General features: G+C 67.0%; 20 protein-coding genes and 2 pseudogenes. 9 read left to right on the forward strand and 13 right to left on the reverse strand.

Annotated elements, in window-relative coordinates; translation table 11 throughout:
• Positions 1–15 precede the first annotated feature (15 nt).
• The 4 genes from hisG to BLV94_RS03450 all read left to right on the forward strand — a co-directional run bounded on the left by hisG (position 16) and on the right by BLV94_RS03450 (position 3534).
• Positions 16–894, forward strand: coding sequence for an ATP phosphoribosyltransferase (hisG, locus tag BLV94_RS03435; RefSeq protein WP_072949076.1), 879 nt, complete (start codon positions 16–18; stop codon positions 892–894).
• Between the two features lie 104 nt (positions 895–998).
• Positions 999–1451: a GNAT family N-acetyltransferase gene (locus BLV94_RS03440; RefSeq protein ID WP_244163462.1), complete on the forward strand. Its 453-nt coding sequence runs from the start codon at positions 999–1001 to the stop codon at positions 1449–1451.
• 528 nt (positions 1452–1979) lie between these two features.
• Complete coding sequence (locus BLV94_RS03445) at positions 1980–2645, forward strand: hypothetical protein (protein ID WP_072949074.1); 666 nt, start codon at positions 1980–1982, stop codon at positions 2643–2645.
• 664 nt (positions 2646–3309) lie between these two features.
• Positions 3310–3534, forward strand: a complete 225-nt coding sequence (locus tag BLV94_RS03450; protein WP_072949073.1) for a hypothetical protein — start codon at positions 3310–3312, stop codon at positions 3532–3534.
• A 537-nt stretch (positions 3535–4071) separates the two neighbouring features.
• On the opposite strand, the gene BLV94_RS03455 is transcribed toward BLV94_RS03450, so the two are convergent.
• The gene (locus tag BLV94_RS03455) at positions 4072–4701 is read right to left on the reverse strand and encodes a hypothetical protein (RefSeq protein WP_072949071.1); all 630 of its coding nucleotides are present in this window, start codon (positions 4699–4701) and stop codon (positions 4072–4074) included.
• 193 nt (positions 4702–4894) lie between these two features.
• Positions 4895–5242, reverse strand: a complete 348-nt coding sequence (locus BLV94_RS03460) for a histone-like nucleoid-structuring protein Lsr2 (RefSeq protein ID WP_072949140.1) — start codon at positions 5240–5242, stop codon at positions 4895–4897.
• Between the two features lie 459 nt (positions 5243–5701).
• Here BLV94_RS03460 and BLV94_RS03465 point away from each other — a divergent pair, with 459 nt between their 5' ends.
• Positions 5702–6544, forward strand: coding sequence for a zinc-ribbon domain-containing protein (locus BLV94_RS03465; RefSeq protein ID WP_244163463.1), 843 nt, complete (start codon positions 5702–5704; stop codon positions 6542–6544).
• 260 nt (positions 6545–6804) lie between these two features.
• Here the strand turns inward: BLV94_RS03465 and BLV94_RS51980 are convergent.
• The 7 genes and pseudogenes from BLV94_RS51980 to BLV94_RS03495 all read right to left on the reverse strand — a co-directional run.
• Positions 6805–7116 (reverse strand): annotated as a pseudogene (locus BLV94_RS51980) (Clp protease N-terminal domain-containing protein); the annotation flags it as partial.
• Positions 7117–7336: 220 nt separating this feature from the next.
• Positions 7337–7648 carry a WhiB family transcriptional regulator gene (locus tag BLV94_RS03475; RefSeq protein WP_072949065.1) on the reverse strand — a complete coding sequence of 104 codons (312 nt, stop codon included), beginning with the start codon at positions 7646–7648 and terminating at the stop codon, positions 7337–7339.
• A gap of 63 nt (positions 7649–7711) precedes the next feature.
• A complete protein-coding gene (locus BLV94_RS49270; protein ID WP_167372108.1) occupies positions 7712–7876 on the reverse strand; it encodes a hypothetical protein in 165 nt (54 codons plus the stop codon).
• 533 nt (positions 7877–8409) lie between these two features.
• The gene (locus BLV94_RS03480) at positions 8410–8916 is read right to left on the reverse strand and encodes an STAS domain-containing protein (RefSeq protein WP_072949063.1); all 507 of its coding nucleotides are present in this window, start codon (positions 8914–8916) and stop codon (positions 8410–8412) included.
• 285 nt (positions 8917–9201) lie between these two features.
• Positions 9202–9555 (reverse strand): J domain-containing protein, encoded by a 354-nt coding sequence (locus BLV94_RS03485; protein WP_072949062.1) that lies wholly within the window; start codon positions 9553–9555, stop codon positions 9202–9204.
• Positions 9556–10151: 596 nt separating this feature from the next.
• Positions 10152–10499 carry a hypothetical protein gene (locus tag BLV94_RS03490; protein ID WP_244163465.1) on the reverse strand — a complete coding sequence of 116 codons (348 nt, stop codon included), beginning with the start codon at positions 10497–10499 and terminating at the stop codon, positions 10152–10154.
• Between the two features lie 29 nt (positions 10500–10528).
• Positions 10529–10948, reverse strand: coding sequence for an Hsp20/alpha crystallin family protein (locus BLV94_RS03495; protein ID WP_072949069.1), 420 nt, complete (start codon positions 10946–10948; stop codon positions 10529–10531).
• A gap of 127 nt (positions 10949–11075) precedes the next feature.
• On the opposite strand from BLV94_RS03495, the pseudogene BLV94_RS03500 reads away from it, so the two are divergent.
• Positions 11076–11411, forward strand: a pseudogene (locus tag BLV94_RS03500) (MerR family transcriptional regulator); the annotation flags it as partial.
• Positions 11412–11535: 124 nt separating this feature from the next.
• Here BLV94_RS03500 and BLV94_RS50340 read toward each other — a convergent pair.
• On the reverse strand, positions 11536–11853 hold the full coding sequence (locus BLV94_RS50340) for a hypothetical protein (RefSeq protein ID WP_072951724.1): 318 nt from the start codon (positions 11851–11853) through the stop codon (positions 11536–11538).
• 380 nt (positions 11854–12233) lie between these two features.
• Here BLV94_RS50340 and BLV94_RS49275 point away from each other — a divergent pair, with 380 nt between their 5' ends.
• The gene (locus BLV94_RS49275; protein WP_167372109.1) at positions 12234–12386 is read left to right on the forward strand and encodes a hypothetical protein; all 153 of its coding nucleotides are present in this window, start codon (positions 12234–12236) and stop codon (positions 12384–12386) included.
• Between the two features lie 231 nt (positions 12387–12617).
• Here the strand turns inward: BLV94_RS49275 and BLV94_RS03510 are convergent, their stop codons facing one another.
• Positions 12618–12872 carry a hypothetical protein gene (locus BLV94_RS03510; protein ID WP_244163490.1) on the reverse strand — a complete coding sequence of 85 codons (255 nt, stop codon included), beginning with the start codon at positions 12870–12872 and terminating at the stop codon, positions 12618–12620.
• Positions 12873–13395: 523 nt separating this feature from the next.
• Here BLV94_RS03510 and BLV94_RS03520 point away from each other — a divergent pair.
• Positions 13396–13659: a hypothetical protein gene (locus BLV94_RS03520; RefSeq protein ID WP_072951722.1), complete on the forward strand. Its 264-nt coding sequence runs from the start codon at positions 13396–13398 to the stop codon at positions 13657–13659.
• A gap of 63 nt (positions 13660–13722) precedes the next feature.
• Here BLV94_RS03520 and BLV94_RS03525 read toward each other — a convergent pair whose 3' ends face one another.
• Positions 13723–14034, reverse strand: coding sequence for a hypothetical protein (locus BLV94_RS03525; protein WP_072951727.1), 312 nt, complete (start codon positions 14032–14034; stop codon positions 13723–13725).
• Positions 14035–14354: 320 nt separating this feature from the next.
• Positions 14355–14702 (reverse strand): hypothetical protein, encoded by a 348-nt coding sequence (locus BLV94_RS03530; protein ID WP_072951720.1) that lies wholly within the window; start codon positions 14700–14702, stop codon positions 14355–14357.
• 582 nt (positions 14703–15284) lie between these two features.
• On the opposite strand from BLV94_RS03530, the gene BLV94_RS03535 reads away from it, so the two are divergent.
• Positions 15285–15920, forward strand: coding sequence for a hypothetical protein (locus BLV94_RS03535; RefSeq protein ID WP_074933552.1), 636 nt, complete (start codon positions 15285–15287; stop codon positions 15918–15920).

A 15920-nucleotide genomic window follows, 5' to 3' on the forward strand; every position in this document is an offset into this window, starting at 1 on the left:
CGAAAGGATCCACAGATGCTTCGCGTCGCAGTTCCCAACAAGGGCTCGCTGTCCGCGTCCGCCGCCGAGATCCTCACCGAGGCCGGCTACCGCCGCCGCACCGACTCCCGGGACCTCACCGTCCTCGACCCCGCCAACTCGGTTGAGTTCTTCTTTCTGCGGCCCAATGACATCGCGATCTACGTCGGATCCGGTGAGCTCGACCTGGGCATCACCGGCCGTGACCTCGCCCGCGACTCCGGCGCCCCCGTCAGCGAGCGGCTCGCGCTCGGCTTCGGCCGGTCCACGTTTCGGTACGCCGCCCCTGCGGGCAAGGACTGGAAGGTCGAGGACCTCGCCGGACTCCGGATCGCGACGTCGTATCCCAACCTGGTCCGGGACGACCTCGACGCCCGCGGAATCGACGCCTCGGTCATGCGGCTCGACGGCGCCGTCGAAATCTCCATCCAGCTCGGGGTCGCCGACGCGATCGCCGACGTCGTCGGTTCCGGCCGCACCCTGCGCCAGCACAACTTGGTCGCGTTCGGCGACACCCTGTGCGATTCCGAGGGCGTGCTTATCGAACGCACCGGGTCGGCCGTCGACGACACCGCCCGCAACCAGCTCGTCGAGCGGATCCGCGGCATCGTCTTCGCGCAGCAGAATCTGATGCTGGACTACGACTGTCCGAAAACCATCCTCGACGACGCGCTGACGATCACCCCGGGAGTCGAGTCGCCGACGCTGTCGCCGCTCGCCGACGAGAACTGGGTGGCCGTGCGGGCGATGGTCCCGATCACCGGTCACAACCGGGTGATGGACCAACTCGCCGCCCTCGGCGCCAAGGCCATCCTCGCCTCGAACATCCGATCCTGCCGTGCGGTCACCGACCGATACGCCTCGGAGGACCAATGACGAACACGACCGAACGCGGGAACGCCCGCCGGCTGCAGACTGATAGCACTACCGGCAGACGAGTGCTCAGAATCCTCTCCGGCGCAGTCCGTGCGGGAGTGCGGATGATGAGGGCCGCCGCAGCGGCGGCGCTGGACGTGGCCCGGCACCTCTATCCTGAACCGCTTACCACCGCGGACGGATACCCATCCCTGACTGGGGCCCTGACACCCGCAGCCGATCTCCGCCGCGACGCCGTCAACCGCACAGCGACAATAGCTGCAGTACTGGACAATCCGGCCCGGGATCGCTTCGATCTCTGGGTGGGCGACGAACTGGTAGGTGTGCTCGGTTACCTCAACGAGCACGACATCGCCGCCCAGGAACCCTCCGACCGGCGCGGAGTGGCGTTCATGCACACCATCATCGCGGAGGACTGGGCCCGGCAAGGACTCGCAGCCTTCCTCGTTCGCGAAGCGTATAACCATGCGCGCACACGTAACTGGACGGTCCGACTTGTCTGCAGCTACGCCCGGAGCCTCGCTCTCGACCACCAGGCACACGAGGTACAGGCGTAGCCGCGTCGCGGATTTGGGGTGACCGAGGTCGATCCCGGCGCAACTGTGCGCGAGCGGAAGGCCGCCGACTGCCCGTCAACATGTGCGAGATGAGTAGACACAACGACACTTCGTCCCTCGTGGACTTCTATCGGGCTGCGTGAGCCGTTCCGCGAGTCGAACAAGGCGTCCTCGTCGCTGTCCGTAGCACTTTGAACAGTTCACTCCGGTGAGCGGTGCCAGGCGACACAGCTTTCGGTGTCGAACCAGCCGAACATCGCCGCCATGTCGCTGGAAAATCGCAATTCCGAACATCAAGCTCGATCAATCAGATGAAATCAGCATCTGAAGATCGGATTGCCGAACGAAAAGCTCGATACGGGGTTGATATGTTCGGCAAACCGGGCTACCGTTTCAGTCAAGCTACCTCGCATGAATCACATTTAGTCCCAGCGCATACGGCGCGGGATCGTCCGCCATGGCGGACCGCCCAAACTCCGACCAGCTGATCGCTGCCGCGGAGATCCCACGATGCAGACAAGGCCTGAAATGATCGAGCTAATCGCCATGCTCACGCACAACGACAAGACCGTTGACAACGCAAGGGAGGTCTTCGCGCAGTCCGTCGATGCGCCCACGCAGCACTGGGGGTTCAAGGACACCGGTCTCTCTTCCCCGGAACTGGCGCTGCTTGCGCGAGACATGAAGGACGCGGGTAAGACTGTGCACTTCGAGTCGCTGGAGGAGGAGGAGTCACGCTGCGTGGCGGCAGCCCAGTTCGCGATCGACAACGGGTTGGACTTCCTGATCGGCATGGCCTTTCACCCGTCTGTCGCCACGCTGCTCGCAGAGGCAAAGGTGGGGTACCTGCCGACCTGTGGCGGCCGCAGTGGACTTCCGCGGATGCTTCACGGCAGCATCGAGGACATCGTGGGAGATGCGAACCGAATTCGCCCCCAGGCCGATGGGGTCGCGCTGTCGCTGTACCGGTGGACTGACGGCGATCCCGGACTGCTCGGAAAAGCCTTCATCGAGGAAGTCAAGTCCCCTGTCGTTGTCACCGGCTCAATCAACAGCACCGACCGCATGGACGAGATCGCCCACCTGTCCCCGTGGGGCATCACAGTTGGCTCTGCCCTGTTCGACGACGTGTTCGGGGTCGGGAGTTTCGCCGCCGGTCTGGAATGGATGCGCAACTACTTCGACCGCGGCTGACCTGCCACATCTGTAGTCGCAGGGAGACCCGGGACCCGGGTGCCGCCAAGAGTGTTCCCAGCTTCCCGCGTCGGCGGCCACCTACATCCTCCTACACGTTCTGTGGACGCTCTTTGGCTGACCGCCGACGAGGCCTGGATCGGGTGGCCGCGGGGGACCGCCAAGCAAGGTCCTCGATCCCCGAGGTCGCTCCTGTGCGGTGCGCCGGGAGTATTCGTCACGGGAAGCCTGTCAGTTTGAAAATTCGCTTGTCGCACCGATAATTGGTTGCGCGAGTTCGGGTTCCGTCGCCGCGGATAGTTGGTGGAGAACCATGTGATGCCTACCGTGAGGTGCATCGCTCCGAGACTGGGTCCGGTCAGCATCTTGGTGGCCATGAGGGAACCAGCGATCGTAGCCACGGCGACAGGCCCGCCCTCGCCGTGTCGAAACTCGTTGAAAGCACCTGGTGGTCAGAGGTCGCAGCCTCGCGGATGCTGATGGGGCGCCGGTTGCCGAAGGCCAGGGCGCTGCGAGCGACGATCACGGAAGCGAGCTCCCTGAACAACACACAGCCGCCGAGAAACACTGAACTGCCCAGTCGACGTCTGCATCCCAGCGTCGCCGACGGGTGCTTCCCGCCCACGGCATCGATGTATGACCACACCCAGATGAGGAGCCACTGATGACCGTCACCTTTCCTCGCGAGCGTGTCGGGCAGTTCGTCCGTCGCAGCAACCAGCACGGCTACCGCACCGGACAGTGGGCACAGATCCTGATGACCGTTCCATCACGCGACCACGACTGCTGGCTGGTCGCGTATCAAGACTCCGAAACCGACGTGATCCCGATCGAAAACCACACCGACCAGTACACATTCCGCTCCGAGCCGGCCGACTGGCGGTGCTGACCCTGCAGTGAGGGTGGCTGTCATGGCTCGCGGATTCGGCTCCCGTGGCATCTCCCACTGATTTCTCGAAATATCCATGGCCCTGTGGGTAAATGTCCGCTGTCAGTCGAGTTGGCATACGCATCTGTGGGAGAGATGCCAACTGTGTTGACGAGAATCGAGTTGACGGACAGCGTGTTCATGGCAGCGTTGCAAACGTGCGTTCGATCAGTTTCGCGAGACGAATCGTATGTCACATGCCTGACAATCAAGCGCCAAGCCGTAGTGTGTCGCACAACCTGTCGAAAATGCCAACTATCCCGTCAACGGACAGCTACGCCATGGTGCCGAGATGCATCTGATGCAGATACGGAGCATTCTAGTTGACATAAGGTCCGTTACCGTCTAAATGGAATTCCCTGTCTGTCAGCGTATTTGGCAGACGACACGGCTGGAATGGTCGTGATCGCTGCGGCGCGCCCCGCATCCAGGATCAGCCCTTCGCGGAGAACGCCTACGAGTTGACAGTTTCTGCTGGCGCGATCGCGGCCGCGACCGTCACGATCGATCGTCGGGAACCGCCCACAGTCCGGAGCCGGACCGTCGGTCGGTGTCGGGGATCAGTGCCCGGAGTCGGGCGGCGTCTTCGCGGAGTGTCTTCTGCAGGTGGGGTCGGACGTCTTCGGCGACGTCCGGTGGTAGTGGGCAGCCGTGGTGTACGAGGTCGGCGGTGTTCTCGATGAGCCGCGCCGCTCGCATGAGGAGCGGCTCCGGCACCCAGACGGTGGGGAGGTCACCGTCGTGGTCTCGGGTCATCATGCCGAGGGTGGAGATCAGTGCCATTGCTGTTGCCGGCTCGTGGGGATCTTGGTCGGTGCCGGCGAGTGCGGCTGCTTCGACGAGGGCGGCGATCGTTGCACCGAGGGTGGCCAGGGGCATGGCGATGGTGCGGGGCAGGGTCAGCAGGTCGGCGCCGGGTGCCTCTTCTTTGATGCTCAGGGCCATTTCACGGGCGAGGGCGTGCAGTGTGTCGTGGTCGAAGTACTGCCGGGCGGTGCGTTCGGTGATGTGCATCTGCTCCGCTACGGCAGCGACTCGGTCGGTGAGCAGGGCCTCGAGTTGGTCGGTGGGGACGGTCAGACCGATGCGTGCCAGTTCTCCACCGAGAGTGGCCGCGGTCGTGCTCAACCATGACGATGGTCGCGGCATCGAGGCCTCCTGATCAGATCGCTGCACCACACCTGGTTTGTCTACCAGTCGTCACGGCCGCCGCTGCGATGATCGTGACGACCCGGCTTCGGTCATCGTGCTGGCCCTGGGTGTCGGCTGCTGGTGGCCGGTAGTGGGCAATGTCGCCGGTTCGGCGGGGCGGGCGGGGCCGTCAGTGGGCGGCCTGGAAGGCCTGTTCGACCTCGGTGGGGATACGTCCGCGGGTGGAGAGTTCGTATCCCTGCTCGAGCGCCCAGGCGCGGATCTTCTGCGTTTCGCCCCGCGGCCGCTTGCCGGCAGTGGCGTTGCCCGGCCGGTCGGCGCGGTGCTTGCGGCCGCCGACCCGGGTGGAGTGCGCGATGTAGTACTCGAAGGTCTCGCGGAGTTCCTTCGCGTGCTCGTCCTTCAAGTCGATCACGTACTCGACGCCGTCGACGGCATAGTGGATGCTCTCGCCGTCCTCACCGATGACGGTGCCGTCGATGTCGTCGACCATCTCCACCACGACCTTGCGTGCCACAGATTCCACTCCTCATCTTTCCGGTACCGACCGGATCGACATCACTGGCGGCATCAGCGCTACGACACGCCCGACATTCGGTCGTGATTGTTAGGCTCAGCGATGCCGCAGAAGCATCGCTGCTGGTCAAGGCAAGCAAACACCTTCTCCGGGGACTCTCGAGGATTGGCTACCGTTCACGGGTATGACGAACTTTCCCGCACCCTTGGCGGGGCACCTGATGATTGTCGGTGCGATCGGCCGCCGCAATCGGGTACGCCTCGTCCACCGGTGTCCTCGGCCGGATGAAGGTCAGCACTGGAGTTCCCGGTGCTGTTCAGCCGGCCTGGGGGTCTTCGTCCTCGGGTTCATGACCTGGCTGTCTAGCGCTCCCACAGCGACTGAGGTTGCGCCGAGTGCAATTCCGCGCACGTGATGCACGAGAGAGTATCTCTACCAATCGAAACCCAAAGGGGGGTCATGCGGCTCCAAGACGAGCACCCGGAACTGTTTCGTCAACTCCATCCGACCCGCAATGTCGGGGTCGATCTGGATGCGATCTCGAACTCGTCCCACGAGATGCTGTGGTGGCGATGCCCCGTCGGTCACGAGTGGCGCGAGACCCCGCTGCAACGGCGATCGCCCGCGCGGTGGAAGAAGGGCGATCTCTACGCCTGCCTGTACTGCATCGCGCCTGGCGCCGTCGTGCACAGCTGCGGTCACCGCAGACTCCAGCCCAGCGAAACCACCTTCCGTGTGCTCGCCCACCCGTGCGAGAGGTGCGAGGTCACCGAACACACCCACCTGATCCTCGACGCCCACGACGAGTCGGCCGCCGCCGCGGTCCGCCTCCTCGACACCAGCCCCCTCTACGCCCTGTTCTGCTCCACGGCGGCCGACACCGTCGAGTGGTGGGACGAGCTCTTCCCACTGGTGGAGGCGTATTTCGTGCGGATGGTCAGCGTGTACGTCGCGATCGCGGCCGTCGAGCACCGGCCCACGTTGAGCTCCCCGACCTCGAGTCTGCTCGGCGCGTGCATGCTGCGGATCCTCGACGCGCTGCCGCCCGGCTGCCGAGAGGAGATGCAGGCGGCCGTGCCGGACGACGCCGGTCACTTTCGTGACAGGTATCTACCCGGCCATCACAAGAGCGAGATCGGGTGGGCGCTCAAGAAGCTCGGCTTCGACATCCTCGACACACCCCTCGGCGGCGATATCGAGCGGCGCGTGCAGTTCTGCGAGCACCAACGCTTCACCGCGACCGGGGAGCTGCCCCCGGTCGACCTCGCCGACACCACAGTCTCGGAGAATCCTCGGACCTGAACAGGAGGACACGTCCCGCGGCGGGTCGCGTGGCCGCTCCTCCGAAGATCGGATCGGCTCTGAGCTCTGCTGTTCTCCGGCGCGCGCAGCGGTCGGCCGTGGAGTCGGGTGAGGTGGACGGATTTCGCCGAGGTGTGGGGGTGTTCGGCGAGTTGGCGTCGGAGGCGGTCGTACATCTCGTGCGCGCTGATGGCGGTGAGGTCGGTGAGGATTCGGGTGCCGGTGCAGGTGGTGTCGGCGAGGAGGGCAAGCAGGAGGTGTTCGGTGTCGATGATGTCGTGGCCGAGGAGAGCGGCTTCTCGCAGGCTTTGTCCGACGGCCTTTTCCGGGGGTGGGGTGAAGGGGGGCCCGGCGCATTCGGTGTCGGTGTTCGGGTAGGCGGGGATCTCGTCGAGGGCGCTGTCGAGGTGGGGGCCGGTGATTCCCCAGGAGGTGAGGGTGGCGCCGGTGGGGCCGCCGGCGGCGTGGATGCCGGTGAGGAGGTGTCCGGTGCCGAGGTGGTTGTGATGGTGGGTGCGGGCGTTGTCGGAGGCGAGGACGTGCCGGGCCCGATCGCTGAATTTGTCGAACACCGCTGATCACTCCCTCGGCGGACCCTGCGAGTGGAGCCGGTTGCCACTTCCAGTATCCCCGTGTAGGGGGCGCTGAGCCTGCGAGGAGGAGAAGTCCCGGGGCGGTGGGCGATGGTGCCTGGTCCGCCACCTCGAAGACGGTGTCGGTGCCGGCCCGGGCTTCCTTGTGTCCGTTGACAGCGATCACACCGATGGTGAGGTCGAGGGCGGCGGGTGGGGGTCACCGCGGTTCGGGTCCGGGGCGGCGGTGGGGTGTGCGGGTGCGGCGGTGGTGGCGGGTGCGGTCTCGTTCGGTCAGTCCGCCCCAGATGCCGTGGGACTCGCCGGTGGTGAGGGCGTGGTCGCGGCATGCGGTGAGCACTGGACACTGCTGGCAGATCTGCTTCGCCGCCCGTTCTCGTCGGGCGCGGGCTCCGGTGCGTTCGCCCTCGGGGGAGTAGAACACGGTCGTCTCGGTGCCGCGGCAGGCTCCGTGGTGCTGCCAGTCCGACTGGGTGTGCGGGTGTGGGCGAAGGTGTTCGGGGGTGTTCATGCACTTCTTCCGGTACCGGGGTGGGTGACAGCGAGGAAAGGGGTGGGAAGGTGGTGCGTGGTGTCAGTACGCCCGTTCGGAGGGGGTGCCGCAGGGTTCGGGTCCGTCGTGCTCCGGACGGGGTGGGGTGTCGTGTTCGGCGAACATGGCCGCGAGGTGGGCTTTGATGGTGGCGGTATTCATCGCGTCGCCGGGTGCTTCGTTGCGGGGGTGGGCGGGGAGGGGCATGGTGTGTTCTTCCGGTGGGGCGGCGGATGGGCGATGCGGGATGGTGGCGGGCGCGGGGAAGCGGAGCGGGGCGGTGCGCGTGGACGAGGGTGCGCGGGTCAGGGGTGGACACCGGTCGCGGACCCGATGATGTTGTGCGACAGGACCCCTCGTCCTGTCGCACGATTGACGGGTTTCGCTGCGGCGAGCGGGCGCGGGTGAGTACGGGCGGTACCGATCAGGGGTATCGGCGGCCGGTGCGCCCCACGCGCTCGGGGTGGGGTGCTGATGCCTGGGCTCGACATCGAGGGACACGACGGAGGCGGCGGTCTCGGGGGTGCCTCCACACCCTCGTCGTTGACCGAACTATGGGTCTGACGAGGTGTTATGCCTAGGGTAGCGAGGGTCTGATTGACGTCTGGATGAAATCGGAAAGGAGTAGTCGGCGTCACATGCCCGCGGCGACGGTTTCGGGGGGACGGCGGGAGAGCGGGCGCTCAGCCTGTCGGTGACGGGAGGTCCTCGGTCGGCGGGCACGGTCGGCGATGGCACGGTCACCGGGTCTGTCGCCGCGGCGTGGACGGGAGGTCGGTCGTCGGGTCCGGCGGCTGCCCGCCGGCCAACTGGGGCCCGCCGTGGGCGGCGGTGAAGGCGTGCGCGAGGCTGTCGAAGGTGGGCACCGTGTCCATACCGACCCGTGCGATGATGCGGCGCAGAGGGTGAGGTGCGGCGACGGTCAGGTGGCCGCGTTGCTCGCGGATCCGGGGGCCGGCCTCGGCGAGTACGGACAGGGCCGCGGATCCGACGAAGCTGGTGCCGAGCAGGTCGACGACGGCGCTGCGGCCGTGCAGCACGACTTCGTCGAGGCAGGCGGTGAGTATCGGGGCGGTGACCGCGTCGACGTCGCCGCTCAGGCGCAGCACGATCGGACCGCCGGTGGGTTCGTCGATCTTGAGGGTGAAAGGGCAGTGGTCGGTGCCGGCTCGGTCCCAGCCGGCGGTCTCGGACAGGGACAGGCGTAGGCGTTGTGGGCTTTCGATGACCGATCGCAGGTAGGTCATGGTCGCTCCCGGGTGGGGGCGGTCGGGGAGCGGGCACCCTGCCGGTGGGGGCGGGGGTCGGTGCACGCACAGCGGCCGCAGTGGATGAAGTTCGGCGGCTGCTGTCTTAACCTGTGACGACGACGGTAATCGGGCTGCAGCCGGAATGAAACCCCAGCATCGGCACAGCACCCGCCGGTGTGGCGCCCACACCCACCTCACCCGGCCGCGTCGCGGCTCGGCGGGATGCCTGCCCTTCTCGCGCGGACGCTCTCCGACGAGGACATACCTGGGGGTCGCGCCCGGTCAGTGGTGCCAGTGCACCGGGCCGATCCGCACGGTGACGCCGAACACGCGGCGGGCCGCGGGACGCGGCACGATCCGCACGCGAATCCGGGGTGGCGGAGCACGCCTCTGCTGCCGGTCGGGCTCGGCGCCCCGGGGGGCGGTGTGGTCGCGGGCGCGGACCGGGTCGCGCAGCAGGGTGTAGGCGGCGAGGATTTGTTGCAGGTGTTCGTCAGCACCGGGGTCGGCGGGCCCCGGTCCGCGGGTGTCGGGGTGGTGTCGGCGGAGCAGACGTCGGTAGGCGCGGGCGATCTCGGACTGAGAGGCCGCAGGGGTCACTCCCAGCACCCGGTACGGATCTCGGTCGACGCTCATCGTCACACTTCCTCGTCCCGCTTCGCCCCCGCATCCGTGTGGTCTCCGCGCTCCGACGCGTGGTGACCGCGCCCGCAGTGTTCGACACGACCTTGTCGTTTCGCGCCGCAAGACCGCGTGCGTTGCGGCGGCCCCGGCCGCCCGTTCGGGTACGCGTCCGGGTCACCGGGTGCGTCGGCTTCGTCCGCACCGCGAGCCCGCCTGCGGCACTGCTTAACTCTGCCGGTTCCCCGCGTGCGGTGGTTCGACGCGGGTGTGGTTTTTCGTGTGCGTGGCGGGTGGCCGGATCCGGGGCGGACGACGTCGAATTCGAAAAGGGTGCCATAGTCAATGGCGTTGCGCCCGAACACCATCGCTGTGGTGTGGTGGCGCCGGTGTGTCTCGTCGGTGGGTCGGCGGCCCCGGATCGGTGCTGTGTACCAGGGGTTCGCCGTGCCGTGTCCGCGCAGTGGACAGGTGACGGAGGCGCGGCGGCGGTCGAACCCCTTTCGTGCATCTCGTTGCGGGTACGCACACGTGCATTTCGCTGTGGTGCTTTCTCACCCCCTTTCTTCTTCGTCGCGATCGTTTCCGGTGTTGTTCTCGATCCCGGCGTCTCACCGCGGGTGTTCGAGTTCGCATCCCAGCCACCGCCCCGGTGGGCTCGTATCGCCCGGTGGTGAGCGCTGGGTGGCCCGGATCTGCGGGGCCGGGGGAGCGGTCACCGGCCACCCCGACCACCGGGGACGCGGTGGGTGCCACGGGCCGGACCGTGCGGTGGCCATCGCCGCGAGCAGGATCGCGGCCTGCGGGGTGAGCGCGTCGGCGAGGATGCGGTCCGAATCGGCGACGACAACTCGTAGTCGAGCTCGTGCCACGGCCGCACCGCCGCGCGTGCGAGGCGCTCCGGTGAGCCGGTGCCGGGTGCTGCGGTGACCATGATCGCCGAGGTCATCGACGTTCACCCCCTCCTGGAGGGCTGTCACGGTGTGGGTCAGGCGGTGACGGCCCTGCGCTCGGAATGGTTGCTGATCTCGATCTTGCGGGGCTTGGCCTTCTCCGCGATCGGGATCGTCAACCGCAGCACCCCGGCGTCGTAGGACGCCTCGATCTTGTCCGCATCGAGGTTCTCGCCGAGGAACAGCTGCCGGCTGAACACCCCACGCGGACGCTCGGAGGCCACCATCTCCTGCTTGTCGTCGAGTCCGGGCCGCTGCGCCCGCACGGTCACGGTGTCGCGTTCGACGTCCAGATCAATCGATTCCACCTGCACGCCGGGCAGGTCGAACTCCACCACGAACCGGTCATCCTCGCGCCAGGCGTCCATCGGCATCACCGCCGGCCGCGCCGCGGTGCCGAGGATCTGCTGCGTCAGACGGTCGAGGTCGCGGAACGGATCGGTGCGCATCAACATCGTCTCCACCTCCAGAAACCCTCTCATCTCAACAATTAAGCTCCAGCAGATGCTGTAGATTTGGTATAGCATCTGTCGTAGACTATGGCAAGAGTCTGGGCGAGATAATTTCCGATCGGAGCACGGCATGACCCCAGAATCCGAGCGCGACACCGAGATCCGCTCCCGGCGCGGGGTGTACGGCATCTCGGTGGCCGCCGAACTGTCCGGATTCGGGATCGCGGCGCTGCGGTTGTACGAGGAGTACGGGCTGCTCACTCCGGCCCGCACCGGGGGTGGTACCCGTCGCTACAGCGACGACGACCTGGTCCGGCTCCGGCGGATCGCCGAACTCATCGACGCCGGCGTCAACCTGGTCGGTATCGGTCACGTCCTCGACCTCGAGCGCCGTACCGGGGAACTCGAAGCCGACAACGCCCGTCTGGAAACCGACAACGCCCAGCTGCGCGCGCAACGACCACCGCCGCCGTGACGGGCCGCGCTAGGCCTCGTCGAGTGAGCGATCCCCGACCGTTCGACTGGTGAATCATGGTCTCTACGGCGCCGGTCGGACGGCGACGTCCTTGTGCGCGCACACGCGTGAGTTGTCAGAAATGGGGTAGCGCGCAGACCAGAAAAATCAGACCTGCCGCGATGCCGAACACTCCGGCGAGCACGCCGAGAAGCACTTCCAGGGATGTGGATTTGTCGTCGGTGACGTCCGGGCGCCGGAGGCTCAATGCGCCGGTGACGAGGGCGGCCCCACCGAGGATGATGCCGAACCCGAACATCCAGAACATCACGATGGACAGGGCACCGAACATGATCGCCGCATCGGACAGGCACGTCCCGAGGCGCGGGGTGGGAGCAGTGGGGGAGGAATTGCGCGCGGGTTCGGAGGCGAACGGACGGGCGGCGGTGGTCATGATCCTCCTTCATCGGACCGGGGAACGGCGACTCTGTCGACACGGCGGCGGCCGGGCGAGACGGGAGCTCGGCGAGTCTGCGGGCGACGCCGCGAATACGTATCTGGGTTATTTTCCAGCCATCGCAAATCTCGAAACCGGGCCGGAATCTCGCGTCGAGGAGACAGAGCAAAACGTCTCTGCGCCAGCAAAGCCCGATTCGAGAGCGCGTGGGGTGCCATCGACATGAGCACTCGCAATCATTGCTTATCAATTTCCGCATGCATGCGCAACTGGATGGCAATGATGGCGCTGGGGAGGGTCGAGTGCTAATTTCTGGTGTGCACAGTGACTGCGCTCGTCGGGTGACGGGTGCCGGAGTCGAGGGGAGGTGTGCTGCTGTGCGCCACGACGATCGACATCAGCAGCAACAGTTCGGTGATCCCACGGTCGAGGCCCCGCTGGTGCTGGGTGAATCGGTGCGCTGGCCGGAGCCGAGCCCGCTGGCGAACTGGTGGCAGCAGATACTGTTCGGTGAACGGGAGGCGATGTGAGAACCATGCGCCCGCCGCACACCGTTTTCTCTTGCAGCCGTTGCGATCACGTGTACCGGTCGCGGGAGGTAGAGCGGTCCTTCGCCGCTGCGATGGCCCGGTTGAACGGGTGGGAGATCGGTGACGGTGTCCTGTGTCCCGGCTGCGCCTCGATCGGCGCGGTCACGGCCTGACGGGTCGTCTTCGAGAGGCCAGGAGCCTGCACCTGCGGTGAACCGGCACCCAAAGTCGTCAGCGGTGGTCACCGGTGGGGCGGAGCAGGGTGGTGCGGTGGCCGCTGAGCGAGGCGATGTCGATGAGGAGGTAACAATCGTCGGCAGACCCGCTCCACGGGGAGCGGGTGGGATCGTCGAATCCGTCGAGACCGTCCGTGCCGGCGAACAGTCGGGCGCGGCCGATCGTGAGCACCGACCAGCCCGTGCGCGTCGACGCGGTGATGTTTCCGGTTTCGAAGGCGAGGACGGTGCCCTCGAGCGGGTGAGCCACGGATTGTCTCCGGTCGGGATGACGATCTGCCCGTCCGGGCAGGCGAAGGTCACCGGCCGCACCGCGGGCAGGGCGTTCTCCCCGCGCCCCCTCGATTTGCTCATTGAGGTCGAACACCGCTCCGCCAGCGACAGGTCGGCCTGGACGAGGGCATCTGTAGCAACTCCTATGGCCTCACCGGCCAAGTGGCACATCAGCGCCAATCGGTCTGTCAGGACGTCGAGTTGGTCGTGAAACTTCGTCCGCATGCGCATCATCATCGTGCACTCCGCCGGGCGCCGGGGTTTCAGGCTCCTCCCGAGCGCTTCGCGTCGGGCCCGGGCCTGACCGCGTTCCCCGTCCGCTGGAAGGTAGTGAGCTGGTGCTCGCCGAGCGAGCAATGGGAACCGCCGTTGGCTAAGGCGCAACCACCGGAGTCCGGTCGGATCGTTGTCGGTCGCTAGGCCCTGGAGGCGCCTCGTATGAGGTTTCGTCGGAGAGGTGCTTACGATCCGGAGGTAGGCCGAGCGGAAGGCGCAGACCGATGCCCGAGAAGAAGGATCACAGTCCGAGACCCGAACCCGGTCCACTCGGTGCGGGCGCGCGGATGCTGGTGCGCCGGCGGTCCGAACCGGCGCAGACCGGTCGGATCATCGAGGACTACGCCGAGCTGACCGACACCGAGGAGCGCGGGCACGCCTGGGCTCCGGTGCACCGGTGGGCGGTCGCCCTCGACGACGGGCGCCTGGTCTTCGCCGACACCGACGACCTCACTGCCGACCCGAGCACGCCAGACTCCGCCGGGTAGGCCGGCCCTGGCCGGTGGACGAACCAGTCAGAGACCGTGCCTCCGGCGACCGACCGAGTTGGGTTACGTCACCGCCACGCTGCCGGTGAAGAAGAACGGCGCCGCGGCGCCGAAGCAGAATACGGTCGCGTTTCCCTTCGCGAAACCGCTGAGCTTGCCCGCAACCCCGGGTCCGAACGCACCGGTCTTGAAGTTGAAGCCCGAGTCGAATCCGAAGCAGGTCCAGTTCTCGCCGGCGGGTACCGTCACCACCACCTCGCCGGATGCCCCGGCGCTCAGTGCCGGTACCGCGGCGGCGGTGCCGCCCGCGAAGATCATCGCGGGCGCGATGACTGCCGACGCGATGGCTGTGCGGACCGCGATCTTCTTCTTCATGATGCTCACCTCGTTCTGAGAGTCCCCGACTCTTGCAGCGAACGGGTAGCGAAACTGCCCTACGCTGGGCGCCGATTCGGGCACCCGTTCTTGTGAACATGTCACGATTGCCCCGATAAACAGCAGGTGAAACGGCGGAATGGGCCGAATGTAGTCGGCCAGGACCGACAGCATCCCGAACATGGCGCGGCCCTCGGCGGCACTGCAGCCGTGAGCACGCAAGCGGACGCTGCGACCAGTCCCCTAAATGCGTTGTTGCGCAACGGTATAAAATTTCCGATAGTTTGTCTGCCTCGGTGCCCGTCGCGAATCAGGATCGGTCATTGGGGGTCGACGGTGGGCCGGTGTTGCCGGTCGCGGAACCGGGCCCGGTGACCGTCGAGCACCGCGTCGGTGGCGAGGTTCCGCCGCCGCTGTCGAGCGGCGGCGTAACGGACGGTAGCGCTGCGCCGGTGGAGCATCTCGGCGTGCGCGGCCGCGGAGTCGTCGTCGAGCAGAAACGCCACCGCCCGATCGCACTCGATGAGCGCCCGCTGGTACACCAACCGGCTTAGGGCACCGTCATCGAAGATCAACCGCATCACGGTGGTATCGATGAGGTCGAACGGGAGCCGCATCAGCCGGTACTGAAAACGGGCGAGCGCTCGCGCCTCGCCGCCGATTCCCATGGTCAGAGGGTAGTGGCGCGGCCGGGTGCGCCGACACGGTTTCCTCGGTCTCACCGGCACATCGGGCATGTGTGAGGACCCGCCCACGGCGAGCTCTGCGGCATCGACGACCGGAGCGACGTGTGTGTGGCAGTGGTTCGTGAGGTTATGGGAGGGCCGCACGCGGCCGGGGCGGGGTGGGCGAACACTCGGCCTCGGCGCGTGCGACGTTGGGCGCCCCGCGGCCGAAGGGGTTGGCGACCGAGCCGGGGCTGGCTGCCCCGGCGGGTCTGGCAAGAGCCCCGGGACAACGTAGTGAGCGGGTACCCGGATCCGGGCGGGCTACGCCGGATTCCCGCAGGCCCCCGGAATGCGTGGCAGCTCGGTGGCCTCGGTGTGCTTAGTGGAAGTCGTCGTCCGCAGGATCCACCGACCGGTCGGGTCGTTTCGCGGCCGAACTGCGGTGTTGCGGTGGGCGGCCGATTGAGTGGCCCCGCCGCGGGGTAGTCGGCGGAATGCGCCCCCCACCGCGCAGGATCCGCTCACAGACCGACGTCGGCGCCGAGGTGCACCACCACATCCACTCGACGAAGGGGTTGGGCGATGACAAGCAAGGGCCAGATGGCCATGGCCGTGGGTGCCGGTTACATGTTGGGCCGCACGCACAAGATGAAGCTGGCGCTGATGCTCGCCGGGTACGGGGCCAGCAGACGGTTTCCCAGCGGGTCGCTGGGTGTTCTCAACGAGGGCCGCAAGCTGCTCGCCGATTCCCCCGAGGTCGCCAAGCTCGGTGCGACGGTCCGCAAGGAGCTGATGAATGCCGCGAAGGCGGCCGCGGTGACCGCGGCCAGCCAGCGCATCGACTCGCTCAACACCCGGCTGCAGTCGGGTGAAAACCTCCTCGGCGGCCTCGGCAAGGCCGCCGGTGGGCAGAAGAAGTCGAAGCGGGCCCGTGACGAGGAACCCGACGACGAGTACGAGGACGACGAGTACGAGGACGACGAGGACGAGGGCGCCGACGAGCCCGGTGACGACGATTCCGAACAGACGCCCCGCGCCCGCAGGCGGCCGACCCCGCGCCGCCGGTCCTCCGCGGGCGGTGGTTCCCGGCCCACCCGGTCCCGGTCGCGGTCGCCGTCGAAGGATGACGACGAGGACGAGGACGAGCTGTCCCGAGCCCGCAGGACACGCGCGAAGGCGACGACCGATTCCATACCCGTACGACGCACCCGGAAGTGA

It is taken from the genome of Rhodococcus koreensis (genome assembly GCF_900105905.1).
GTDB classification, from domain to species: Bacteria; Actinomycetota; Actinomycetes; order Mycobacteriales; family Mycobacteriaceae; genus Rhodococcus_F; species Rhodococcus_F koreensis.

What these genes read in the sequence shown, in the direction of transcription:
- hisG (WP_072949076.1), top strand. Translation starts at nt 16, where the DNA reads ATGCTTCGCGTCGCAGTTCCCAACAAGGGCTCGCTGTCCGCGTCCGCC.
- BLV94_RS03440 (WP_244163462.1), top strand. Translation starts at nt 999, where the DNA reads ATGATGAGGGCCGCCGCAGCGGCGGCGCTGGACGTGGCCCGGCACCTC.
- BLV94_RS03445 (WP_072949074.1), top strand. Translation starts at nt 1,980, where the DNA reads ATGATCGAGCTAATCGCCATGCTCACGCACAACGACAAGACCGTTGAC.
- BLV94_RS03450 (WP_072949073.1), top strand. Translation starts at nt 3,310, where the DNA reads ATGACCGTCACCTTTCCTCGCGAGCGTGTCGGGCAGTTCGTCCGTCGC.
- BLV94_RS03465 (WP_244163463.1), top strand. Translation starts at nt 5,702, where the DNA reads ATGCGGCTCCAAGACGAGCACCCGGAACTGTTTCGTCAACTCCATCCG.
- BLV94_RS03475 (WP_072949065.1), bottom strand. Translation starts at nt 7,648, where the DNA reads ATGAACACCCCCGAACACCTTCGCCCACACCCGCACACCCAGTCGGAC.
- BLV94_RS49270 (WP_167372108.1), bottom strand. Translation starts at nt 7,876, where the DNA reads ATGCCCCTCCCCGCCCACCCCCGCAACGAAGCACCCGGCGACGCGATG.
- BLV94_RS03480 (WP_072949063.1), bottom strand. Translation starts at nt 8,916, where the DNA reads ATGACCTACCTGCGATCGGTCATCGAAAGCCCACAACGCCTACGCCTG.
- BLV94_RS03485 (WP_072949062.1), bottom strand. Translation starts at nt 9,555, where the DNA reads ATGAGCGTCGACCGAGATCCGTACCGGGTGCTGGGAGTGACCCCTGCG.
- BLV94_RS03495 (WP_072949069.1), bottom strand. Translation starts at nt 10,948, where the DNA reads ATGTTGATGCGCACCGATCCGTTCCGCGACCTCGACCGTCTGACGCAG.
- BLV94_RS50340 (WP_072951724.1), bottom strand. Translation starts at nt 11,853, where the DNA reads ATGACCACCGCCGCCCGTCCGTTCGCCTCCGAACCCGCGCGCAATTCC.
- BLV94_RS03520 (WP_072951722.1), top strand. Translation starts at nt 13,396, where the DNA reads ATGCCCGAGAAGAAGGATCACAGTCCGAGACCCGAACCCGGTCCACTC.
- BLV94_RS03525 (WP_072951727.1), bottom strand. Translation starts at nt 14,034, where the DNA reads ATGAAGAAGAAGATCGCGGTCCGCACAGCCATCGCGTCGGCAGTCATC.
- BLV94_RS03530 (WP_072951720.1), bottom strand. Translation starts at nt 14,702, where the DNA reads ATGGGAATCGGCGGCGAGGCGCGAGCGCTCGCCCGTTTTCAGTACCGG.
- BLV94_RS03535 (WP_074933552.1), top strand. Translation starts at nt 15,285, where the DNA reads ATGACAAGCAAGGGCCAGATGGCCATGGCCGTGGGTGCCGGTTACATG.